This window comes from Micromonospora sp. NPDC049204, assembly GCF_040647935.1.
Classification (GTDB): Bacteria; Actinomycetota; Actinomycetes; order Mycobacteriales; family Micromonosporaceae; genus Micromonospora.
In genome coordinates this window covers 572,970-595,546 of record NZ_JBEZDC010000003.1, presented here as the reverse complement: position 1 = coordinate 595,546, position 22,577 = coordinate 572,970, and the positions used below count along the sequence as shown (strand labels likewise).

Sequence of the window (22,577 nt, the reverse complement as noted above, 5' to 3'; positions counted from 1 at the left end):
ATGGCAATAACCTCGTGATCGACGAGGTCAAGGGAGGTCAGGGGGTGGGGATGTCTCTTCTGCGGAAGGTCAGCAGGGCTGCCGTCAGCAGGGCCGCCGTTACCGCCGTCAGGACGACCAGCGGGGTTGCCGGCCAGTCCTCGCCGAGGACCTGGGGGGTGTGGGTGAACGGGGAGATGTCCAGCGCCCACTGGTCCAGCCCCACCACCGCACCGAGCTGACCGAGCAGCAGACAGCCGGCGAGCACCGCCCAGGCACCCGCGGACAGGCGGGGCAGCCAACCGACCAGCAGCGCCGCCAGCCCGGACAGCACCCAGGCCGCGGGCACCTGGGCCAGCCCGGCACCGAGCAACCGCGGCAGCTCGCCGCCGACGTCGGAGGTGCTGAGCCCGTAGGCCAGCCCGGTGGCGAGCCCGGCGACGCCCAGCACCACCGCAGGGCCGAGCAGCGCGAAGACCAGGTGCGCCGCCAGCCAGCGGGTCCGGCTCACCGGCGTCGCGAGCAGCGGTTCGGCCCGTCCGGCGGTCTCCTCCGCCCGGACCCGCAGCGCGGCCTGGATGCCGTACCCGGCGGCGGCCAGCGCGGTCAGGCTCAACGTCCCACCGAGGTACGCCTCGGCGAGCGCCGACGTGCCACCCAGCCGGGACAGGATCTCGGCCACCTGCTGGTTGCCCCGCACCGCCTCCCCGGCGGCATCCGCCGCCCCGCCGAGCACCAGGCCGAGCAGCCCGAAGCCGACGGTCCAGCCGAACAGCTGGGTCCGGTGCAGCCGCCAGGCCAACCCGAGCGGGCCAGCCAGGCCGGCACCGGCGGTGGCGGGACCGAGCCGGGAGGGAAACACTCCCGCACCGAGATCACGGCGGACCGAGACGGGGTACGCGACGAGCGCGACCACCACGCTGAACAGCACCGGTAGCAGCAGCACCCACCATCGCTCGTCGGCGTAGGCGCGGCTGCGTGCCGACCAGCCCAGCGGCGAGAGCCAGCTCAGCCACTCGGTGTCCCCACCGGCGCCGCCGGACCCCCCGGCGTCGCCAGCCAGCCGCAGCACGAAGGCCAACCCGAGCGCACCCAGGCCGAGCCCACGCGCCCCACCCGCGCCCTCGGTGAGCTGCGCGGCCAACCCGCCGACCGTCGCGAAGGCCACTCCGGTGAGCGCCACGCCAGCGCCGAAGAGCACCGAACCCGCGCCGGGCAGGCCGGCCGCGACCAGGCCGCCGGCGGCGAGCAGGCCGAGCAGCACATTCGCGGCGTACGTCACCAGCAGCGCGGCGGTCAGCCCGGCGTACCGACCCAGCACTGTCGCACCGAGCAGCTCCCGCCGACCGGCCTCCTCCTCGGTCCGGGTGTGCCGGACCACGGTGAGCACGCTGATCAGCCCGGCGATCAACGCCAGCAGGCCGGCGCGCTGGACGGTGAGCGCGCCGATGCTGTCGCCGTACACCGGGCCGAGCAGCGCGACGATCGAGGGGTTGCTCGCCGTTCCGGCGAGGTACGTGGCCCGCTCGGCGGCGGTCGGGTACAGCTCGGCGTACGCGCTGGCGTAGCTGGCCGGGAGCAGCGCCAACGGCAGGATCCAGACCGGCAGCAACACCCGGTCCCGGCGCAGGATGAGGCGCACGAGATGCCGCGTCCCGGTGAGGGCCGTCATGACCGCACCTGCTCGGCCTGGTAGTGGCGCAGGAACAGCTCCTCGAGTGTCGGCGGCTGGCTGACCAGACTCCGTACGCCAATCTCGGTGAGCCGGCGCAGCGCGGTGTCCAGTGCGGCGTTCTCCACGTCGAAGCGCACCCGGTGCCCGTCCACCCGCAGGTCGTGGACGCCGTCGAGTTGACCCAACGCGTCCGCCGGGCCGGTCAGCTCGGCGTCGATCGAGGTTCGGCGCAGGTGGCGCAGCTCGGTCAGGGTGCCGGTCTCCACGTCCCGGCCGTTGCGGATGATCGTCACCCGGTCGCAGAGCGCCTCCACCTCGGCCAGGATGTGGCTGGAGAGCAGCACGGTGCGACCGTCCGCCTTGGTCCGGCGGACCCAGTGTTGGAACACCTCCTCCATCAGTGGGTCCAGCCCGGAGGTCGGCTCGTCCAGGATGAGCAGTTCGGCGTCCGAGGCGAGGGCTGCCACCAGGCCGACCTTCTGCCGGTTGCCCTTGGAGTAGGCCCGTCCCTTCTTGCGCGGGTCCAGCTCGAAGGAGTCCAGCAGTTCGGCCCGGCGGGCCGGGTCCAGCCCTCCACGCATCCGGCCCAGCAGGTCGATGACCTCGCCGCCGGAGAGGTTGGGCCAGAGCGTCACGTCGCCCGGCACGTACGCCAGCCGGCGGTGCAGGGCCACCGCGTCGCGCCACGGGTCACCGCCGAGCAGGCGGACGGCCCCCGCGTCCGTCCGCAGCAGGCCGAGTAGTGCCCGGATGGTTGTCGACTTGCCCGCGCCGTTCGGGCCAAGGAAGCCGTGCACCTCGCCGGAGCGGACGGTCAGGTCCAGACCGTCGAGTGCCCGGGTCCGGCCGAAGGTCTTGACCAAGCCGGACACCGCAATGGGAGTTTCCATGTATCGGAAGCTACACTCGTTTCACAAAGTTGTGAAGACTGTGAGATCTGGGCAGCATCGACTGTCACATCGGCAATGCGGGAGGGGACCACCATGGCAACCGGCGACGGCCACGACCCGGTCCACCTCTTCGTCGAGCGGATGGCCCTGACCTTCGCCGAGGTCGGTTTCCCGCGAATGGCAGCCCGGGTGCTGTTCACCGTGATGAGCGCGGACGACCCCCTCACCGCCGCGGAGATCGGCGAGCGGCTCGGGGTCAGCGCGGCGGCGGTCAGCGGCGCGGTCCGCTACCTCACCCAGTTCGGCATGCTGATCCGCGAGCCGGTCCCCCGGTCCCGCCGGGACCGCTACCGAATGCCGGACGACCCCTGGTACGAGGCGACCATCACCAAGACCGCGATCTACAAGACGTTCATCGACGCGGCTGCGGGCGGTGTCGTCGCCCTCGGCGGCCCGGAGACGCCGGCCGGTGAGCGCGTGGCCGAGATGCGCGACTTCTTCATCTTCGTCCAGGAGGAAATCGACTCGCTGGGCGAGCGGTGGCGAATCCGTCGGGCCGCCACCGGCCACACCCGCCCCGGCGAGGTCTGAACCTCAGGCGGTGTTGCCCCAGCGGGCCTGCTCAAGCATGCGTACCGCCCGGTCGCGGGCCTCCCCGTCGTCGGAGCGGAGCAGCGTGGTCGCCTCGTCGACCGCGTCGGTGAGCCGCCGCCACTGCGTGTCGCGCTCCCGGACCAGGTCCGACTGGGTGGCCAACTGCCGGGTCTTCACCCACAGCTCGACGAAGACCGACACCTTGGCCCGCAGCACCCACGGGTCGAACGGCTTGGTCAGGTAGTCCACCGCACCCACCTGGTAGCCCCGGAGAGCGAGCTGGGCGTCCCGGTCCGCGGCGGTCAGGAAGATGATCGGCACGTGCCGGGTCCGCTCCCGGCGCTTGATGTGGCTCGCCGTCTCGAACCCGTCCATGTCCGGCATCTGCGCGTCCAGCAGGATCACCGCGAAGTCGTCCACCAGGAGTTGCTTGAGCGCCGCCTCGCCGCTCTCCACCGCCACGGACTGGACCGGCAGCCCCTGGAGGATCGCCTCCAGGGCCGTCAGATTCTGCCGCCGGTCGTCCACGAGCAGCGCCTTGGCGATCTGGGTCACGAAGTCTCCTCGGTCCGACTGCCGTTGATCCACGACGACATCAACTCGATCAGGTCATCCAGGTCGACCGGCTTGGTGATGTAGTCGCTGCCGCCGGCCGCGAGCGCCGACTCCCGGTCACCCGGCATGGCCTTCGCGGTCAGGAACACCACCGGCAGATCAGCGAACCGATGGTTGCGGCGAATCTGGCGGGTGGTCTCGTAGCCGTCCTGGTCCGGCATCATGGCGTCCATCAGCACGATGTCCACCTCCGGATGCTCGGCCAACAGGCGGACACCGTCCGCCCCGTTGTCCGAGTACAGCACGGTCATCCCGTGCAGCTCCAATGCGCTGGTCAAGGCGAAGACGTTGCGGACGTCGTCGTCCACGATCAGCACCGTGGCACCATCCAGCTGACGGGTGACCGGCGCCTCCGGCCGCTCCGGCAACAACTCCAGCGGCGGCATCAGCAGCGACGACGGCAGGCCGGCGCGCTGTGGCGACGGAAGCTGGGGCGCGACCACGGCATCCGGGGCCAACACCTGCGGTACGAACAGGGTGAAGGTCGAGCCCTGACCGGGAGCGGACGACACGGTGATCGTGCCGCCGATCAACCGAGCCAGGTCGCGGCTGATCGACAGGCCCAGGCCGGTGCCGCCGTAGCGGCGACTGGTCGTGCCGTCGGCCTGCTGGAACGCCTCGAAGATGATCGACAACTTGTCGTCGGAGATACCGATCCCGGTGTCGATCACGGTGAACGCGATCACCTGCTGAGCGTTCGTCAACGCCGGTACGTCGAAGACCGCGTTCTCCGCCGCCGGGGCGATCCGCAACGTCACCGCGCCGTTGTCGGTGAACTTCACCGCGTTGGAGAGCAGGTTGCGCAGGATCTGCTGCAACCGCTGCGCATCGGTCACCAGCGCTGGCGGCAGATCCTTGCTCACCCGTACCTGGAAGTCCAGGTTCTTCTCCTCGGCCTGCGGCGCGAACGCCTGCTCGACGTAGCCGCGCAGCTCGGCGAAGCGGATCTCGGTCGGCTCGACGTCCATCCGGCCCGCCTCGATCTTGGACAGGTCGAGGATGTCGTCGATCAGGCGCAGCAGGTCCGAGCCGGAGCCGTGGATGGTCCGGGCGAACTCGATCTGCTTCGGACTGAGGTTCTGCTCCGAGTTCTCCGCCAGCAGGCGAGCCAGCAGCAGCAGCGAGTTCAGCGGCGTACGCAGCTCGTGGCTCATGTTGGCCAGGAACTCGGACTTGTAGGCCGAGGCCCGAGTCAACTGCTGCGCCTTCTCCTCCAGGCCCAGCCGCGCCAGCTCGATCTCCCGGTTCTTCGTCTCGATGTTGCCCTTCTGCTCGGAGAGCAGAGTCGCCTTCTCCTCCAACTCGGCGTTGGTGCGCTGCAACTCCGCCGACTGCTCCTGCATCTCGTGCGCCAGCCGCTGCGACTGGGCCAGCAGCTCCTCCGTACGACGGTTGGCCTGGATGGTGTTGACCGCGATGCCGATGGTCAGCACCAGCCGCTCCAGGAACGCGAGGTGCAGACCGGAGAAGGCCGACACGCTCGCGAACTCGATCACGCCGAGCAGCTCACCCTCGAACAGCACGGGGAGCACCACCAGGTCGGACGGAGGTGTCTCGGCCAGCCCGGACCGCAGGGTGAGCCGGCTGTTCGGAGAGGCGCTGACCCGGATCGTGCGGCGGGACAGCGCGGTCTGCCCGACCAGCCCCTCGCCCGGCCCGAAGGTGACGTCGTTGCCCCGTGCCACGTACCCGTACGACGAGGTCAGCCGCAGCCGCATGCTGCCGTCGGTGTCGTCGGCCAGGAAGAAGGCACCGAGCTGGGCGTCGACGAGCGGGGTCACCTCCATCATGATCATGCGGCAGACCTCGCCGAGATCGCGCTGGCCCTGCAACAGGCCGCCGATCCGCGCCAGGTTGGAGTCCAACCAGCCCTGCTCGGCGTTCTTCTTGGTCGTCTCCCGGAGGGTGACGATCATCTGGTTGATGTTGTCCTTCAGCTCGGCGACCTCGCCCTGCGCCTTGACGGCGATCCGCTGGGTCAGGTCACCCCGGGTCACCGAGGTGGACACCTGGGCGATGGCCCGCAGCTGCGTGGTCAGCGTCGAGGCGAGCTGGTTGACGTTCTCGGTCAGGTCCCGCCAGGTGCCGGACACGCCCTTCACCTGCGCCTGGCCGCCGAGCTTGCCCTCGATGCCGACCTCGCGGGCCACCCGGGTCACCTCGTCGGCGAACGACGAGAGCTGGTCCACCATCGTGTTGACAGTCGACTTCAGCTCCAGGATCTCGCCCTGGGCGTCCACCGTGATCTTCTGGCTCAGGTCACCCTTCGCCACTGCCGTGGTCACCGAGGCGATGTTGCGGACCTGGCTGGTCAGGTTCGACGCCATCGAGTTGACGTTGTCGGTGAGGTCCCGCCACGTACCGCTGACGCCCTTGACCTGGGCCTGGCCGCCCAGCTTGCCTTCCGTGCCCACCTCGCGGGCCACCCGCGTCACCTCGTCGGCGAACGACGAGAGCTGATCCACCATCGTGTTGACAGTCGACTTCAGCTCCAGGATCTCGCCCCGGGCGTCCACCGTGATCTTCTGCGACAGGTCGCCCTTCGCCACCGCCGTGGAGACCTGGGCGATGTTGCGGACCTGGGCGGTCAGGTTCGACGCCATCGAGTTCACGTTGTCGGTCAGGTCCCGCCAGGTGCCGGCGACCCCGCGCACCTGGGCCTGGCCGCCCAGCTTGCCCTCGGTGCCCACCTCACGGGCCACCCGCGTCACCTCGTCGGCGAACGACGACAGCTGATCCACCATCGTGTTGACAGTCGACTTCAGCTCCAGGATCTCGCCCCGCGCGTCCACCGTGATCTTCTGCGACAGGTCGCCCTTCGCCACCGCCGTCGTCACCGAGGCGATGTTGCGGACCTGGCTGGTCAGGTTCGACGCCATCGAGTTCACGTTGTCGGTCAGGTCGCGCCACGTACCGCTGACGCCCTTGACCTGGGCCTGACCACCCAGGTTGCCCTCGGTGCCCACCTCGCGGGCCACCCGCGTCACCTCGTCGGCGAACGACGACAACTGGTCCACCATCGTGTTGACGGTGTTCTTCAGCTCCAGGATCTCGCCCTGGGCGTCGACGGTGATCTTCTGCGACAGGTCGCCCTTCGCCACGGCGGTGGAGACCTGGGAGATGTTCCGGACCTGGCTGGTCAGGTTGCCGGCCAACTGGTTGACGTTCTCGGTGAGGTCGCGCCAGGTGCCGGAGACCCCGCGCACCTGCGCCTGGCCGCCCAGCTTGCCCTCGATGCCCACCTCACGGGCCACCCGCGTCACCTCGTCGGCGAACGACGACAACTGGTCCACCATCGTGTTGACGGTGTCCTTCAGCTCCAGGATCTCGCCCTGCGCCGCGACCGTGATCTTCTGCGACAGGTCACCGCGCGCCACCGCCGTGGAGACCTGGGCGATGTTGCGGACCTGGGCGGTCAGGTTCGACGCCATCGAGTTGACGCTGTCGGTCAGGTCCTTCCAGGTGCCGGCCACGTTCGGCACCTCGGCCTGGCCGCCCAACTTGCCCTCGGTGCCCACCTCGCGGGCCACCCGGGTCACCTGCTCGGCGAAGAGCCGCAGCGTGTCGGTGAGGTAGTTCATCGTGGCGGCCAACTCGGCGACCTCACCGCGCGCGCCCACCGTGATCTTCTGCGACAGGTCGCCCTTGGCCACCGCCGTCGCCACCTGCGAGATCGACCGCACCTGGCCGGTGAGGTTCGACGCCATGGTGTTCACCGAGTCGGTGAGGTCCTTCCAGGTGCCGGCGACGCCCCGAACGTCGGCCTGACCACCCAGCTTGCCCTCGGTGCCCACCTCACGGGCCACCCGGGTCACCTCGTTCGAGAACGAGGACAACTGGTCGACCATCGTGTTCACGGTGCGCCCGATGCGCAGGTACTCACCGCGCAACGGCCGGCCGTCGATCTCCAACGCCATGTGCTGGGACAGGTCGCCGTCCGCGACCGCCACGATGACCCGGGCGATCTCGGTGGTCGGTCGGCCCAGGTCGTCGATCAGCGAGTTGATGGCCCGCTGCCCCTCCGCCCAGGAGCCGTCCAGCCCCTCGTCGTCGAGCCGCTCGGTGAGCCGGCCGTCGCGACCGACGATCCGGCTGATCCGCCGCAGGTCCAGGTACTGCCGCTCCTGGAGCGAGACCACCTCGTTGAAGGCGTCCGCCACCTCACCGGCCGCGCCGGCGCGGCGGGGAAGCCGCACCTTCAGGTCGCCCCGACCGATCCGTCGCAGTGCCTCGGTCAACTCACCGAGGAGCGCCTCGTGGTCGGGCGCGGACGGATCCGCCACCGACTGCTTCGCCGTGGTCATCATTCCTCGCTCCACTCGGGGGCTGCCGGTCCGTACGGACACACCGGCACCCCATATTGTGCCCGCGCGCGCCGTGGTGCCAGGGTGCGCGACCCGCCAGGTGGCCCCGACCGCCGCCCGATCCGCCCGATCGGGACGAGACTGGCCCGTGGCTTCGCAGACCTCGCAGAGCGGCTCAACAAGCCGCACCGGGGCGCGGCATGGGCAATCAGCTCTCCCCTCCGATGGGGGGACGGGCGACGCGCGACTGAAGATCGGCTTGGCACCCGACGGGGGAACGGTGGAGGATACGAGGGTGTCAGCCGAGGCGGGGCCCGCGACGGCCGGGGCCCGGGGCGGGGCGACCCGGCGCGTGCGCCTGCCCGCCGACCGCCGTACGCCGGCCGCCGCCCGCGCCGTGGTCCGCTCCGTGTTGACCGAGTCACACCTGGACGAACTGGTCAACGAGGCCCTGCTGCTCACCACCGAGCTGACCACGAACGCCGTCGAGCACGCCCGCACCGAGTTGGACATCGAGGTCGTCGCCGACCAGGTCGGGCTGACCGTCACCGTCTCCGACTTCGCCCCCGGCTCCGGCGACGAGCTGACCGTCGGCGCCCGCAACGACTTCACGGAGATCGACGAGGTCTCCGAACGGGGCCGAGGTCTGCTCCTGGTCGATCACTTCGCCAGCCGCTGGGGCACCACGTACCTGCCCACCGGCAAGGGTGTCTGGTTCCGGCTGGACCGCCCCGGCGCCGACCCGCAGACCGAGGGCACCACCGGTGGCGACCCCTGGGTGAGCACCGACAAATCCGCGCCGAGCGCCAGCGCGATGAGCGAACTCATGCAAACCGCCCCCGACCTGTACGCGGACGATCCGCTGCCCGACTTCGCCACCAGCCTGCTCAGCCGGGTCGCCGAGATGGTGGGAGCGGCCGGCGGCACGATCCGCCTGGACCGGGGCGACGGGCAGGGGCGCCAGGTGTTGGCCCGCTTCGGCCGGCCACCCCGCCCCGGCAGCGAACTGCTCCGGGTGCCGCTGACGGTGCACCGCCCGTACGCCGGGGAGCTGGAGTTGGACGCCGCGCCGTCGGCGTACGCCCGGCCGTTGGCGGTGCTCACCGCCGAGCGGCTGTCGCTGCACCTGGAGAACGACCGGCTGCGCCGGGCCGACGTTCGACGGCAGGTGTGGTTGACGTTCCTGGCCGAGGCGAGTGAGCTGCTCGCCCAGTCGTTGGACGTGGACCTGACCATGGCCCTGGTTCCGCAGCTGGTGGTTCCCCGGCTCGGCCAGTGGTGCGCGGTGCACACCGCCGACGAGTGGGGCCGGCTCCGGCTCGCGGCGGCCAGCCACGCCGACGAGTCGATGCTGCCGCAACTGCACAAGGTGCTGGCCGAGACCGGGCCGGATTCCATCCAGGCCCGCCTGCGTGAGGCGTCCCGCAGCGCGGCGCAGATTCCCCTCGGCGGGCCGATGGAGGGTTTCGCGGTCCCGCTGATCGCGCGGGGGCAGCGGCTCGGGACCCTGGCGGTGGGCCGGCACCAGCGGCACCGGCACGATCCGGACGAGGTGGCCGTGTTGGAGGACGTGGCCCGGCGGGCCGCGCTGGCCATCGAGAACGCCCGGATCCACGCCGAACGTCGCCGGGTGGCGCAGACGCTCCAGCAGTCGCTGCTGCCGCCGGTGCTGCCGCTCGTGGACGGGATCGGCTTCGCCGCCGAGTACGTGCCCACCGGCGACGACGCCGAGGTGGGAGGCGACTTCTACGACGTGGTACCGCTGCCCGACGGACGGTGGCTGGTGGTGATCGGTGACGTCTCGGGCAAGGGCGTCCAGGCCGCCGCGGTGACCGGGCTGGTCCGGGACGTGATCCGGGTGCTGGTGGGCGACGGCAAGCCGTTACCGGAGGCGTTGGCGCGGCTCAACGAGACGCTCGTCGAGCGGGGTGGCGGACGATACTGCACGTTGGCGCTGGCGGCCGTGGGGCCGGGCCAGGGCGGCCAGTTGGACGTGTCGCTGCATCTGGCCGGGCACGACCAGCCGGTGCTGCTGGCCGCCACGGGTGGCGCGGGGTTCGTCGGCACCAGCGGGACCGCGCTCGGCCTGCTCGACACGATCACCTCGCCGACGGCGAAGATCACGCTCGCGCCGGGTGACTCACTGATCTTCTACACCGATGGCGTCACCGAACGACGGCGCGGCCGGGAACTGTTCGGCACCGACCGACTGCGGGACGCGGCTGCGCCCCTGGCCGGATACTCGGCGGACGTGGTGGCCGCCCGGCTGCGCTCCGCCGCGATCAACTTCTCGGTGGAGCCGCCCCGGGACGACATCGCCATCCTGGTGCTCCGCAACGACGCGACCTGACCGGCACGTGCGGCCCACGATTCCGGGGCACGCTCGGTAGATTGACGGCCATGTCGAGTGTCGCGCAGGACATGTCGTACTCCCGGCCAACGGTCCGCGCCCTGATCGGCGCGCAACTGGTGGCCATCGGCGCGTTCCTCGCCGTGCTGCTGCTCTACCTGGGTCGGATGGCGGCCTCCGGCGTCGGCCCGGCCGAGATGCTGAGCGGCGCGTACGACCCGAAGGACATGCTGTCCTACTGGGTCCACGGCGTGCTGGCGATGCTCTACCTGGTGGGAGCGGTGGTCGGGCCGCCGCTGGCGATCGTCGCGGTGATCAGGGCAGTCCGAGAGCGGGAGAGTCTCCCCCGGGTAACCCGAACGCTGCTGCTGGCCGGCGCGGCGGGCACCCTGCTGGTGCTGGTGGTCCGGCTTACCCCGCCGCTGCTGGACATGCACAGCTGGTGGATGGACTGACCGGCCCGGGCGGGTCTCACAGACCGCCGGGGAGGCGCCCAGGGGCGAGCCGGTGGTCCGGATCGAGGTGCTCCTTGGCGGCGCGCAGTTGGGCCAGACCGGCCAACTCGCCCCAGAGGTCGACGGCCTGGCGGACCGCCGCCGGAGCGGAGACCACCACACAGCGGCCCTGCCGGGCCAGCAGCACCCCCCGGACGGCGGCCAGGATGGACGCCACCCGGTCGGGGGCCAACGCTCCGGGCAGTGCCGCGTGCACCACGCCCAGCCCGGCGGACCCGCGCACCGGCACCGGCGCGCCGGCCGCGTCGCGGAGCGCGTAGACGGCGGCGTGCAGGTCGCCGATCGGCACCTCCAGGCGCAGCGCCGTGTCGCCGGGCGCGAACGGGTAGCGACGCCACCACGTCGGCGCGGAGTGGGCGATCGTCGCCTCCCCGTGCAGCAGGCCGACCAGCCGCTCGGCGCGCTCGGTGACGTCGGCCGGCCCGCCCTCCAGCAGCACCACCAGGCTGCCCGCCCGGGACGGGACATCGGACCGCCCGGACATCGACGGATGGCGCTCCCGAGCCGCCGCGGACGGGTGGCCGGGCGGGTACGGCGTACGTGGTCGGGGGGTGGCTCCCGGCAGGTCCAGCTCGACGGCCGCCGGCTCCAGTCGGGCGGCGAGGATCGTCCGGATCAGCTCGTGCACCTCCAGCGGCGTCCACACCGGCCGCGACACCCAGAGCCGGCTCGCCGGCATCGGCTGCACCCGCAGACTCGCCGAGACCAGCACACCGAGCGCGCCCTGCGAGCCGCAGAGCAGCCGGGCCAGGTCGAGGCCCGGCTCGCCGCCACCGGCGCTGACCAACTCGCCGTCGGCGGAGAGGTAACGGAGACCGAGCAGTTGGTCGCAGGGGCTGCCGTGGCGGTGGCGCAGCGGACCGGCCTCACCGGCGGCGAGCACCCCGCCGAGGGTCGCGCCCGGTGACGGGGCGTCCATCGCCAGCCGCTGCCCGGTGCGCTCCAGCGTGGACTGCACCGCCCGCAGCGGGGTGCCGGCACCCACCTCGGCCACCGGCGCGCCAACCGGCTCGTGACCGATGCCGGCCAGCCGGCCGGTGTCGAGCATGATGTCGACCTGCACGGGCGTGGCACCCCAGTCGATCTTCGTGCCGGCTCCCCGGGGCACCACCGCCAGGTCGTGCGCGGCAGCCAACCGCAGCACCTCGGCGGCGGCGTGCGGGCCGCCCGGCACCGCCACCCAGCGCGCCCGCCGCCCCGCCACCTCGTCGGCCGCACCCCCCAGCCGGGAGAACGGCGGACCGCAGATCGCCGCCAGTCGTCGGGTGATCTCGAGAGCGCCGGACCGGCCGAGGGAACTTGCTGCTGCCGCCATGCCGGCTATCGTACATGTGTTCGAAAGCCGGAGTGATGCCGATCGGGATGCCGCTGGTTCGGCTCACCGCGGGCGCCGACCGGTAACGTGGCCGCCGTGACCACCGAGACTGCCCCGCCCGCGGCGAAGCGGGTGCCCAGCGAGCGCAGGCACCACGGCGACACCGTCGTCGACGAGTACGCCTGGCTCGCCGCCAAGGACGACCCGGAGACGATCGCCTACCTGACCGCCGAGAACGAGTACACCGACGCGCGCACGGCGCACCTGGCCGCGCTCCGCGAGGCACTGTTCGAGGAGACCCGCCGACGCACCAGGGAAACCGACCTGTCCGTGCCGACCCGCAAGGGCGGGCACTGGTACTACACCCGGACCGTCGAGGGACAGCAGTACGGGGTGCAGTGCCGGCGCGCGGTCCGCGACGGCGAGATCGAGCCTCCGGTCAGCACCGACGGTGCCCCGCTCGACGGCGAGGAGGTGCTGCTCGACGGCAACCTGCTCGCCGAGGGGCACGACTTCTTCTCGCTGGGCGCGTTCGACGTCAGCCCGGACGGTCGCTGGTTGGCCTACTCCACCGACTTCTCCGGCGACGAGCGGTTCACCCTGCGCGTGAAGGACCTGTCCAGCGGCGAGGTGCTGCCCGACGAGGTACCGGACACGTTCTACGGCACCGCCTGGTCGGCCGACGCGTCGGTGCTGTTCTACGTGACGGTGGACGACGCCTGGCGGCCCAACCGGGTCTGGCGGCACACCGTCGGATCCGCAGCCGGGGACGACGTGGTGGTCCACCAGGAGGACGACGAGCGGTTCTGGGTGGGTGTGGAGCTGACCCGGTCGGAGAAGTTCATCCTGATCGACATCCACAGCAAGGTGACGAGCGAAGTCCTGGTGATCCCCGCCGGCAACCCGACCGGCGCGCCGGCCGTCATCGCTCCCCGCCGGCAGGGCGTCGAGTACGCGGTGGAGCACCACGGCCACCGTTTCCTGATCCTGCACAACGACGGCGCGGAGGACTTCGCGCTGGCGTTCACCTCGGCGGACGCGCCGGGCGACTGGGTGCCGGTGATCGAACACACCCCCGGCACCCGGCTGGAGGCCGTGGACGCCTTCGCCAACCACCTGGTCGTGTCACTGCGCACCGACGGGCTCACCGGCCTGCGGGTGCTGCCGGTGGGCAGCGACGACTCGTACGACATCGACTTCCCCGAGCCGCTGTACAGCGTCGGTCTCGACGCCAACCCGGAGTACCGCACCGGACAGGTCCGCCTGCGCTACTCCTCGCTTGTCACGCCCGACTCCGTGTACGACTACGACCTGGTCACCAGGCAGATGGTGCTGCGCAAGCAGAAGCCGGTGCTGCCCGGCCCGGACGGACGGCCGTACGACCCGGCCGAGTACGAGCAGCACCGGGACTGGGCACTCGCCGACGACGGCACCCGAGTGCCGATCTCGCTGGTCTGCCGGGTCGGCACCCCCCGGGACGGCTCGGCACCCTGTGAGCTGTACGGCTACGGCTCGTACGAGGCCAGCATGGACCCGTGGTTCTCGGTGGCCCGGCTGTCGCTCTTGGACCGGGGCGTGGTCTTCGCGGTGGCGCACACCCGGGGCGGCGGCGAGATGGGCCGACGCTGGTACGACCAGGGCAAGCTGCTGGCCAAGAAGAACACCTTCACCGACTTCGTCGCCTGCGCCCGGCACCTGGTCAAGTCCGGCTGGACGGCCAGCGACCGGCTGGTCGCCCGCGGAGCCTCGGCCGGCGGCCTGTTGATGGGCGCGGTGGCCAACCTGGCACCTGACGCGTTCACCGGCATCGTCGCGCAGGTGCCGTTCGTGGACGCGCTCACGTCGATCCTCGACCCGTCGCTGCCGTTGACCGTCACCGAATGGGAGGAGTGGGGCAACCCGCTTGAGGACCCCGAGGTGTACGCGTACATGAAGTCCTACACGCCGTACGAGAACGTCACCGCGGTGGACTACCCGGCGATCCTCGCGGTGACCAGCCTCAACGACACCCGGGTGCTCTACTCGGAGCCGGCGAAGTGGATCGCCCGGCTGCGGGCGGTCGCCCCGGACGGCGACTACCTCCTCAAGACCGAGATGGGTGCCGGGCACGGCGGTCCGAGCGGCCGCTACGACTCCTGGCGCGAGGAGGCGTTCATCAACGCCTGGATCCTGGACCGCATCGGTCGCGCCTGACCCGCCGATCACACCGGTGCGGCCCGGTACGCACGATAAGCGCTCGATCGTGGAAGTAGTCCCCTCGGCGGCTCGGGGAGACCACTACTTCCGCGATCGAGCGCGATCAGGAATGGATCACGTGTCTGTGAACGCCGCGCGACCTGGCCTTTCCGCTCGGGGCGGATGTCGCGGCCTAGACTTCCGGGGTGACCGGGACCACGGATGGTGACGGCGGCCCTGCCGAGGACGTCCGCCGGCCGAGCTTCGCCGCGATGGCGCGGGACCGCCGGGTCTGGTTGATCCTCGCGGTGGTCGCCGGCCTCCTGGTCTGCTGCTGCTCGGCTGTGGTCGGCACGCTGATCGCACTCTCCTCTGGACTACTCACCGCCTGACCGCGCCAACCGCGCGGCAACTCAGGCCCCTTCCGCCTTCCGCCCGTTGATCATGGAGTTATCGCCACGACACGCCGCGCGGACGCGCAATAACCTCATGATCGACCGGGGTGGATGGGGCCGGCGGGGGGTGGGGTTACGGGGTGGGGGGCCAGGTGGGGGTGCGGCCGGTTTGGGTCAGGAGGCGGGCCAGGTCGGGGGGCGGGGCCTGGGCGGTGGCTGGGGTCGCGACCGGGGTGGGCGGTGGGTCGGCGAAGACGCCCATCTTGCGGGCCGTCGGGCCCAACTGCTCGACCAGTCCGTGCAGCTCGGCCACCGCCTCCGGGGCCGGCTGGTACGGCTGACCGGTGGCGACGGCGAGGTCCCAACCGTGCACGGTCAGGTCCAGCAGAGCCATACCGCCGATGACGGTCTGCGGCAGGCCCATGCCCGGCGACACACCCTCCAGGGTCGACGGGTCCGACCAGGCTCCGATCAACTTGTCGGTCTCCGTCTTGAACCGGTCCCGCCAGCCGTCGGTCAGGTGGTCGGGCTTGTCGGCCCATTCCACCTGCCGCTTGGTGGCCAGGTCCTGAAAGTTGACCACCACCTCGAACAGGTGGTTGAGGAGATCGCGGACCAGGTAGTCGCGGCACGGGGTGGGCAGATCGAACTGGTCGTCGGCGATGCCGCGCACCACCGCGACGGTTCGCGGCGCGGCAGCCGCCAGCAGGTCGCTAGTCTGAGTGGTCATAGGGCCAGCGTATGAGGGTGGTCTTGAATAAATGCGACACCGACCGCGTGGCGACAGCCGGGGGATCCTCGACCCCGGGCGCATGCTGCGCGAGGTGCGGTTCCGTCGACGCCTGCCGGCGGAGTCGCTCCGCCCCTGGGTGGAGCACTACTGGCTGATCGACTGGGCGTTGAGCGCACCGTTCGAGCAGCGTGTCGTGCCACATCCGGCGGTGAACGTGGTGTTCCGGCGGGACGGTGAGATGCCCGAGTGCGGCGAGGTGGCCGGGGTGGGCCGCGACCTGTTCCGGATCACGCTCACCGGCACCGGCCGGGTGTGCGGGGTGCAGTTCCGCCCGGGTGGGTTCCACCCGTTCTGGCGTCGGCCGGTCAGCGAACTGACCGGCCGCCGGGTGCCGCTGCCCGCTGGTCGGCTGGCGGTACCCCACGACGGGGTGTGCGCCGCCACCGACGACGAGCGCTGCCGCGCGTTGGACGCCCTGCTCACCGCCTGGGACCCGGAGCCGGACCCGATGGCCGAGGAGGCCGTCCGGCTGGCCGAGGCGATCCGCGCCGACCGGACCGTGCTGCGGGTCGGCGACTTCGCCGCGCGGCACGACCTTCCGGTTCGCCGGTTGCAGCGACTCTTCCTGGAGTACGTAGGGGTCGGGCCGAAGTGGGTGATCCGCCGCTACCGACTTCAGGAGGCCGTCGAACAGGCCGCCGGCGGCCCGTTGAGCTGGGCGGATCTCGCCGCCGACCTCGGCTACAGCGATCAGGCTCACCTGGTCCGGGACTTCACCGCCGTGGCCGGGGTGTCCCCCGCCGCGTACGCCCGCTCGGTGCACTGAAGCCGGCACCGCCGGAAAGCCGCCCGCGCGCAGGACAGCCGCCCCCCGCAGGGCAGCCAGCCCGCGCAGGGCAGCCGGACGGCGCAGGCTCAGCGGCGGCGCAGGACGACCACGGCGACGTCGTCCTGGATCTCCGGTGGGGCCAACTCGACAAGCAGCCGGGCGCAGAACCGGTCCAGGTCGTCGTCGACGGTGGCGGCGACCGCGGCCAGCGCGGCCATCCCCTCGTCGATCGTGGCGTCCCGCCGCTCGATCAGCCCGTCGGTGTAGAACACCAGCGTGGCACCGGCCGGCAGCACGAATTCCAGGTCGGCCGGGCGAGGCGCGCGGACGCCGAGCAGCGGCGCGGAGTGCTGCACGAACTCGACCTTGCCCCCCATGTTGAGCACCGGCGGAAGATGCCCGGCGCTGGCCAGCCGGACCCGCCCGGTCGGCGGGTGCAGCAGCAGTACGCAGAGCGTGGCGATCTCGTTGGGCAGCAGTGTCCGCATCAGCTCGTTGACCCGGTGCAGGATCTCGCCCGGCTGGTGGCCCTCCACGGCGTACGCCCGCACCGCGTGTCGCAGCTCGGCCATCACGGTCGCCGCGTGCAGCGAGTGGCCGGCCACGTCGCCGATCGCCAGCAACAGGTGCCCGTCGAGCATCACCAGTTCGTAGAAGTCGCCGCCCACCTCGGTCTGCGCGCTGGCCGGCTCGTAGCGCACCGCGAGGTCCAGGCCAGCGACCGTGGGCAGTCCGCGCGGGAGCAGGCTGCGTTGGAGGGTGACCGCGATCCGGTGCTCCTCGTCGAAGGAGCGCTGCCCCTCCACGGCCGCCGCCACCGCCTGGGCCAACTGCTTGAGCACCGGCGTCCGAGCGGTCTGGGTGGCGGTCGGGACCACCACGTACAGCGGGGCGCGGTCCTCGCGCAGTCGGGCGGCGGCGATCGTCACCGTGTCGTCCGCCGGCCAGTCGACAAGCGCCCAGTTCGCCGGAGGTTCCACCCGAACGGTGGCACCGGTCGGCACTCCGGTGTCGTCGACGACCCACGGCACCACCTCGGCTGAGGCGTCGGGACCGGCGCAGATCCCCGCGAGGCAGTCCCCGTCGAACGTCTCGGCGATCACCGCCGCCGGGCTCTTGAAGATCTGGGCGGCTCCCTCCGCGGCGGCCTCCAGCAGGCGTGCGAAGGTCGGCGCGGCGTGCACCGCAACTGTCGTGTCGGCCAGCCCGAGCAGGCGCTCGGCGAGCAGTTCGGCGCGCTGCCGGGCCTGGTAGTAGCGCAGCACCGCCCGTGTGGTGGCGATCAGCTCTTCCGGCTCGATCGGCTCGGTCAGGTACGCGTCCGCGCCCCGGGTCAGCCCCTGCGCTCGGTCGGCCACGTCGACGGCGTGCGCCGACACGTGGATGACCGGCATCGCCGGGTGCCGCGCCTTGATCTGTTCGCAGACCTCGTAGCCGCTCAGGTCGGGCAGCCGGACGTCGAGGACGACCAGGTCGATCCGGTCCACCTCGACCCGCGCCAACGCCTCGGCGCCGTTCTCGGCTTCGAGCACGGTGAAACCGGCCCGCGTCAGCCAGCTGACCAGCAGGTAACGCTTGGTACGACTGTCGTCGACGACCAGGATGGTTGCCGGCATGCCGTCCATGCTGTCACTCCCCGCCGATGGGCAGGGAGACGGTGAATGTGCTGCCCCGGCCCGGCACGCTGGCCAGCTCCAGCGTCCCGCCGAGCAGTGTCACCAACCGCCGGGCGTACGGCAGGCCGAGGCCGGTGCCGCCGACCCGGGTGGCGCCCGGCACCTGGTAGAACTCCTCGAAGATCCGGTCGTGCAGCTCGGCGGCGATGCCGGGGCCGGTGTCGCTGACCTCGAAGTTCCACCGGTCGCCGTGCTGGCGGGCCCGCAGTCGCACCTCGCCGCGCTCGGTGAACTTCAACCCGTTGTGCAGCAGGTTGCGCAGCACCTGGCCGAGCAGCACCTCGTCGGTGCGCAGCATGGCCGGCGCGGCCGGCTCCTCCACCACCAACTCCACCCCCGGGCGGGTGGCCAGGGCGCGCAGTGTGCCGCGCAGTTGACCGAAGACCGGACGCAGGTCGACGTCCGCCCAGTCCGGTTCGATCCGGCCGGACTCCGCCTTGGCGAGGTCCAACAGCTCGTTGACCAGGTTGAGCAGGTCCGCCGCCGACGAGCGGATCAGGTCGACCTGGCGGCCCTGCTCGTCGGTGAGCGGGTCGGAGGCGGAGTCGGTGAGTAGCCGCCCCAATCCGATGATCGCGGTGACCGGGGCGCGCAGCTCGTGGCTGACGTTCGCCAGGAACCGGCTCTTCGACTCGCTCGCCGCACGCAGTTGCGCCGACTTCTCGTCCAGCTCGGCGTAGAGGGCGACGACGCCCCGGTTGGTCTCCTCCAACTCCTCGGTGAGCTGGTTGTAGAGCGCCAGCACACCCCGGTTGGTCTCGGCCAGCTCCTCGTTCAGCACGGCCAACTCGTCGCGCTGACTGCGCACCTCGTCGAGCGCGGCGATGAGCTGCCCGTTCTGCACGGTCAACTCGTCCAGCGCGCTGGCCGGCGCGGTACGGCCGAGCTCCGTGCGGAACTCGGCGAGCCGCTCCGGTGTGGGCGTCGGCGCGTTGGCCGGAACTCGTCGGGACATCCGTACGACCGTAACCCCCTCGACTGTCGACACGCTCAGTGTGTCGACCAGGCGGGACACCGCGCCGGACTGGGGCTGGTAGTCACCGTTCGGGAGCGCGGTCACCGGGGCCAGGTCGGCGCGCAGGTGGAACCGGCCGTCCGCGCCCTCGTCGACGTGGAAGGCGACGTCCGCACCGCCGGTCGTGCGCAGCAGATCCCGGGCCACCTCGCTGAGCGCGGTGGCGATCCGCACCTGGTCCTGACGTTCGAGGCCGACCACCGCGGCCACCTCACGGCCCCGCTGACGGATCACGAAGATGTCCTGCTCGACCCGCAGCGCCATCTGCAGCAAGGGCAGCGCCGGCTCGCCGGTCATGCCCAGGACCTCGCGACCAGTACGCAGGCGTCATCACGTCGTACACCAGCGTCGCGCAGGAGGGTCGCGGCCATCACCAGCGGGGACCGCTCCGCCAGACCTGGGTAGTCGGCCAACCGCCAGCGGTCGACCACTCCGTCGCTGTGCATCACCAGTCGGGCGCCCGGAGCGAACGGGTAGTCGTACTCCCGGATTGTCGGCCGCTGGTGGCCGGCGATGCCGGGCAGTGACACCAGCCCGCGGCGCTGACCGTCACCCTCGACGACCACGCCGGCGATGTTACCCAGCCCCGCGTAGCGCAGCATGCCGGCCGCCGGCTCCAGCTCGGCGACCGCGAGCGCGGCGCCCCGGGTGTGCGACATGCTGCGGTGCAGGTGACCCACCACCGCCGCCGGTGGCCCGGCCGGGGCGTTCCGGAACGCGGCGAGCGCCGCTTCGGTGGCGGCGGCGGCCAGCGGGCCGTGCCCCAGGCCGTCGCTGACCAGCACCTGATGCCGTCCGTCAACGATCCGGACGGCGTATCCGTCGCCGCTGACCGTCTCGCCGGTCAGCGGTCGGGTGAGGGCGCCGGTCCAGGACGGCAGCGCCGGCTCCGCCGGCCAGACCTGCACGGCGAGGACGGTGCCCCGGCCCGGCAACGAGTAGCCGTCGAACCAGCTGGCCTGCCGGACGATGGCGCCCAGACCGATGCCGAGCGTGCCGGTGGTGGAGTGTCCGTCCTGCGAGGAGACGGTCAGGTCGGCCATGCCGGGGCCGGAGTCGATGGCGATCAACTCCACGCCGGCCTCTCCGGCCCCGCGTACCGGTCGGAGCAGCAGGACGCCGTCGTCGGCGTGTTTGACCAGGTTGCTGGTCAGCTCGGCGGCGACGATGGCCAGGTCGGCGATGCGTACCGCACTCATCTCCACCTGCGCGCCGAGGCGTTCGGCGGCGCGCCGCACGGCGCTCGCCGCGCTGCTGGCCTCCACCCGGAACCAGATGCCGCTGTCGGTGACCAGATCGGCGTTCACCGGGACCACTTGGTGACCGTGATCCGCGTGCCAGTCTCCGGGGACGTCTCGATCTCGAATTCGTCGACGAGTCGGCGGGACCCGCTGAGCCCGAGGCCCATGCCGCCGCCGGTGGTGTAGCCGTCGGTGAGGGCCATGTCCAGGTCCGGGATACCCGGCCCGGAATCGGCGAAGACGATCCGCACGCCCCTGCGCCGGCCGTTCTCCACCGTTGTCACCTCGACCGAGCCGCCGCCGCCGTACACCAGGGTGTTGCGGGCCAGCTCGCTCGCCGCGGTGACCACCTTGGTCTGGTCGACCAGGGACAGCTTGACGGCCACCGCCACGGCGCGGACCAACTGCCGGACGCGCACCACGTCCTCGTCGCTGCGGACCGCCTGTGCCTGCGGCTGGCCCAGGTCGATGCCCGCGGTCACGTCGTGGCCGTCTCGGCGTCCGAATCGTCGTCGAGCTGGTGGTCGAGCTCGTCGGCGTGAGCCGCCGCGATCAACTCCATGCCGCGCTCGACGTTCAGCGCGGTACGGATGCCGTTCAGCGACAGCCCCAGTTCGACAAGGGTGATGGCGACGGCGGGACGCATCCCGACCACCACCGTTTCCGCGTCGAGCACCTTGGAGATCGACGCGATGGTGGAGAGCATCCGCCCGACGAAGGAGTCGACGATGTCCAGCGCGGTGATGTCGATGATGACGCCGTGGCAGCCGGTGTCGACGATCCGCTCGGCGAGATCCTCCTGAAGCTGGACCGCCGTCTGGTCCGACATGTCCAGCTGGATGGAGACGAGCAGGATGTCGCCGATCTTGAGAATCGGCACCCGCTCCATCAGACGCCCCGGCGTGGCTGCTGACGGCGGGCGGTCTCCACCCCGTTGAGGCGCAGCACGTGACGCAGCGCGTCGGCGAGGCTCGCCTTGGTGGCGATGTCGCCGAACTCGATGCCGAGCGCCACGATGGTCTGCGCGATCTGCGGACGGATGCCGGAGATGATGCAGTCGGCGCCCATCAGCCGGGCGGCCACCACGGTCTTCAGGATGTGCTGGGCGACCTGGGTGTCCACCGCCGGGACGCCGGTGATGTCGATGATCGCGTACGGGGAGCCGGTGTCGACGAGCGTCTGCAACAGCCGCTCCATCACGACCTGGGCCCGGGCCGAGTCGAGGGTGCCGACCAGCGGGACGGCCACCACGCCCTCCCACAGCTTGACCACCGGCGTGGAGAGTTCGAGCAGTTGCTCGGCCTGATCGGCGATCAGGCTCTCCCGGGTGCGGACGAAGCTCTCGAAGGTGAACAGGCCCATCTCGTCGACAAGCCTCGAGAAGGCGACGTAGTCGTGCAGCGCGTTGGCGCCGCCGGCCTCCTGCACCAGCTCGGCCAGCACGTCCTTGAGCGCGAAGATGCTGACCGTGGTCTCGGTGGCGGAGAAGCCCTGCCGGGCCCGGCCACGGGACAACTCGGAGAGCGCGGCGCGCAACTCGGCGGCACTGTCGGCGGACAGGTCGAGGTCGCCCTGCTCGCCGGCGGCGACGAGGACGCGATGCAGGTCCTGGACCTGCCGACACAACTCGGCCTGGCTCAGCCGTCCCCGCAACGAACTGGTGACGATCTCGGTCCACCGAGACGTGACCCGTTCGGCCTGCCCGCTGAGCAGCGCGGCGAGCCGACCACTTTCTTCGGTGCTCAACGCCATTTGGAACCCCCTTGACCTGGACCGGGCGGACTCTATCACCGGGGTCTGATCAACTACTTGCCCCTCAGCAACGGAATGACGTTGAACATCGGGTGCCGGCTCCCGTTCTGCGTACGACCCCGGTCGTGGGATACCGTTCCCCCGATAACAGGAGGTCTGGCAAATGTCCTTGACGGTGCACACGGAACAGCGCGGCGACGTGGTCGTCGTGTCGGTCGCGGGCGAGCTGGACATGGCCACCGCACCGCAGTTGCAGGACCAGATCACCGACCTGCTCGACAAGGGTCGCAACCGGCTGGTGTTCGACCTGGCGGACGTCTCGTTCTGCGACTCGACGGGTCTGTCGGTCTTCGTCCGCGCCAAGAACAGCTGCGACGAGGCCGGCGGCGTGGTGCGTCTGGCCGCCCCGCAGCGGGGTGTGCTGCGCATCCTCGAGGTGAGCGGGCTGGTCGAGGTGCTGCACACCTACCCGACGGTGGACGAGGCAGTCGCCGGCGAACCGACGCCGGCCTCCTCCTGAGCTC

At 71.3% G+C, this 22,577-nt stretch carries 19 protein-coding genes; 7 read left to right on the top strand and 12 right to left on the bottom strand.

What is annotated here, in order from left to right:
- Positions 1-37: 37 nt before the first annotated feature.
- Both AB0A90_RS08845 and AB0A90_RS08840 read right to left on the bottom strand, forming a co-directional pair.
- Positions 38-1,651 (bottom strand): ABC transporter permease, encoded by a 1,614-nt coding sequence (locus AB0A90_RS08845; RefSeq protein WP_357243937.1) that lies wholly within the window; start codon positions 1,649-1,651, stop codon positions 38-40.
- Positions 1,648-2,544: an ABC transporter ATP-binding protein gene (locus AB0A90_RS08840; RefSeq protein ID WP_357243934.1), complete on the bottom strand. Its 897-nt coding sequence runs from the start codon at positions 2,542-2,544 to the stop codon at positions 1,648-1,650. Before AB0A90_RS08840 ends, AB0A90_RS08845 begins: the two co-directional genes overlap by 4 nt.
- Before the next feature lie 93 nt (positions 2,545-2,637).
- Between AB0A90_RS08840 and AB0A90_RS08835 the strand changes: the two genes are divergently transcribed.
- The gene (locus AB0A90_RS08835) at positions 2,638-3,135 is read left to right on the top strand and encodes a MarR family transcriptional regulator (RefSeq protein ID WP_357243931.1); all 498 of its coding nucleotides are present in this window, start codon (positions 2,638-2,640) and stop codon (positions 3,133-3,135) included.
- Positions 3,136-3,138: 3 nt separating this feature from the next.
- Here AB0A90_RS08835 and AB0A90_RS08830 read toward each other — a convergent pair whose 3' ends face one another.
- The gene (locus AB0A90_RS08830; RefSeq protein WP_357243928.1) at positions 3,139-3,693 is read right to left on the bottom strand and encodes a response regulator; all 555 of its coding nucleotides are present in this window, start codon (positions 3,691-3,693) and stop codon (positions 3,139-3,141) included.
- Positions 3,690-8,057: a HAMP domain-containing protein gene (locus AB0A90_RS08825; RefSeq protein ID WP_357244114.1), complete on the bottom strand. Its 4,368-nt coding sequence runs from the start codon at positions 8,055-8,057 to the stop codon at positions 3,690-3,692. Before AB0A90_RS08825 ends, AB0A90_RS08830 begins: the two co-directional genes overlap by 4 nt.
- A gap of 295 nt (positions 8,058-8,352) precedes the next feature.
- On the opposite strand from AB0A90_RS08825, the gene AB0A90_RS08820 reads away from it, so the two are divergent.
- A complete protein-coding gene (locus AB0A90_RS08820; protein WP_357243925.1) occupies positions 8,353-10,407 on the top strand; it encodes a SpoIIE family protein phosphatase in 2,055 nt (684 codons plus the stop codon).
- A gap of 50 nt (positions 10,408-10,457) precedes the next feature.
- The gene (locus tag AB0A90_RS08815; protein WP_357243922.1) at positions 10,458-10,862 is read left to right on the top strand and encodes a hypothetical protein; all 405 of its coding nucleotides are present in this window, start codon (positions 10,458-10,460) and stop codon (positions 10,860-10,862) included.
- 16 nt (positions 10,863-10,878) lie between these two features.
- On the opposite strand, the gene AB0A90_RS08810 is transcribed toward AB0A90_RS08815, so the two are convergent.
- The gene (locus tag AB0A90_RS08810; RefSeq protein WP_357243919.1) at positions 10,879-12,237 is read right to left on the bottom strand and encodes an FAD-binding oxidoreductase; all 1,359 of its coding nucleotides are present in this window, start codon (positions 12,235-12,237) and stop codon (positions 10,879-10,881) included.
- A gap of 96 nt (positions 12,238-12,333) precedes the next feature.
- On the opposite strand from AB0A90_RS08810, the gene AB0A90_RS08805 reads away from it, so the two are divergent.
- Positions 12,334-14,430, top strand: a complete 2,097-nt coding sequence (locus AB0A90_RS08805; RefSeq protein WP_357243916.1) for a S9 family peptidase — start codon at positions 12,334-12,336, stop codon at positions 14,428-14,430.
- 188 nt (positions 14,431-14,618) lie between these two features.
- Positions 14,619-14,804, top strand: a complete 186-nt coding sequence (locus AB0A90_RS08800; RefSeq protein ID WP_357243913.1) for a hypothetical protein — start codon at positions 14,619-14,621, stop codon at positions 14,802-14,804.
- A gap of 136 nt (positions 14,805-14,940) precedes the next feature.
- On the opposite strand, the gene AB0A90_RS08795 is transcribed toward AB0A90_RS08800, so the two are convergent.
- On the bottom strand, positions 14,941-15,537 hold the full coding sequence (locus AB0A90_RS08795; RefSeq protein ID WP_357243910.1) for a TIGR03086 family metal-binding protein: 597 nt from the start codon (positions 15,535-15,537) through the stop codon (positions 14,941-14,943).
- A 31-nt stretch (positions 15,538-15,568) separates the two neighbouring features.
- On the opposite strand from AB0A90_RS08795, the gene AB0A90_RS08790 reads away from it, so the two are divergent.
- Positions 15,569-16,366 (top strand): AraC family transcriptional regulator, encoded by a 798-nt coding sequence (locus AB0A90_RS08790; RefSeq protein ID WP_357243907.1) that lies wholly within the window; start codon positions 15,569-15,571, stop codon positions 16,364-16,366.
- Between the two features lie 89 nt (positions 16,367-16,455).
- On the opposite strand, the gene AB0A90_RS08785 is transcribed toward AB0A90_RS08790, so the two are convergent.
- The 6 genes from AB0A90_RS08785 to AB0A90_RS08760 are packed head-to-tail and all read right to left on the bottom strand — an operon-like array spanning position 16,456 to position 22,053.
- The gene (locus tag AB0A90_RS08785; protein ID WP_357243904.1) at positions 16,456-17,994 is read right to left on the bottom strand and encodes a SpoIIE family protein phosphatase; all 1,539 of its coding nucleotides are present in this window, start codon (positions 17,992-17,994) and stop codon (positions 16,456-16,458) included.
- A gap of 4 nt (positions 17,995-17,998) precedes the next feature.
- Positions 17,999-19,357 (bottom strand): sensor histidine kinase, encoded by a 1,359-nt coding sequence (locus tag AB0A90_RS08780; RefSeq protein WP_357243901.1) that lies wholly within the window; start codon positions 19,355-19,357, stop codon positions 17,999-18,001.
- Positions 19,354-20,367 carry a SpoIIE family protein phosphatase gene (locus tag AB0A90_RS08775; protein ID WP_357243898.1) on the bottom strand — a complete coding sequence of 338 codons (1,014 nt, stop codon included), beginning with the start codon at positions 20,365-20,367 and terminating at the stop codon, positions 19,354-19,356. Before AB0A90_RS08775 ends, AB0A90_RS08780 begins: the two co-directional genes overlap by 4 nt.
- Complete coding sequence (locus AB0A90_RS08770) at positions 20,364-20,783, bottom strand: ATP-binding protein (RefSeq protein ID WP_357243895.1); 420 nt, start codon at positions 20,781-20,783, stop codon at positions 20,364-20,366. The genes AB0A90_RS08775 and AB0A90_RS08770 overlap by 4 nt, the downstream gene beginning before the upstream one ends.
- Positions 20,780-21,190, bottom strand: a complete 411-nt coding sequence (locus AB0A90_RS08765) for an STAS domain-containing protein (RefSeq protein WP_357243892.1) — start codon at positions 21,188-21,190, stop codon at positions 20,780-20,782. Before AB0A90_RS08765 ends, AB0A90_RS08770 begins: the two co-directional genes overlap by 4 nt.
- Positions 21,190-22,053 (bottom strand): STAS domain-containing protein, encoded by an 864-nt coding sequence (locus tag AB0A90_RS08760; RefSeq protein WP_357243889.1) that lies wholly within the window; start codon positions 22,051-22,053, stop codon positions 21,190-21,192. The genes AB0A90_RS08765 and AB0A90_RS08760 overlap by 1 nt, the downstream gene beginning before the upstream one ends.
- Before the next feature lie 163 nt (positions 22,054-22,216).
- On the opposite strand from AB0A90_RS08760, the gene AB0A90_RS08755 reads away from it, so the two are divergent.
- Positions 22,217-22,573: an STAS domain-containing protein gene (locus tag AB0A90_RS08755; protein ID WP_007454464.1), complete on the top strand. Its 357-nt coding sequence runs from the start codon at positions 22,217-22,219 to the stop codon at positions 22,571-22,573.
- The last annotated feature ends 4 nt before the right edge of the window (positions 22,574-22,577 follow it).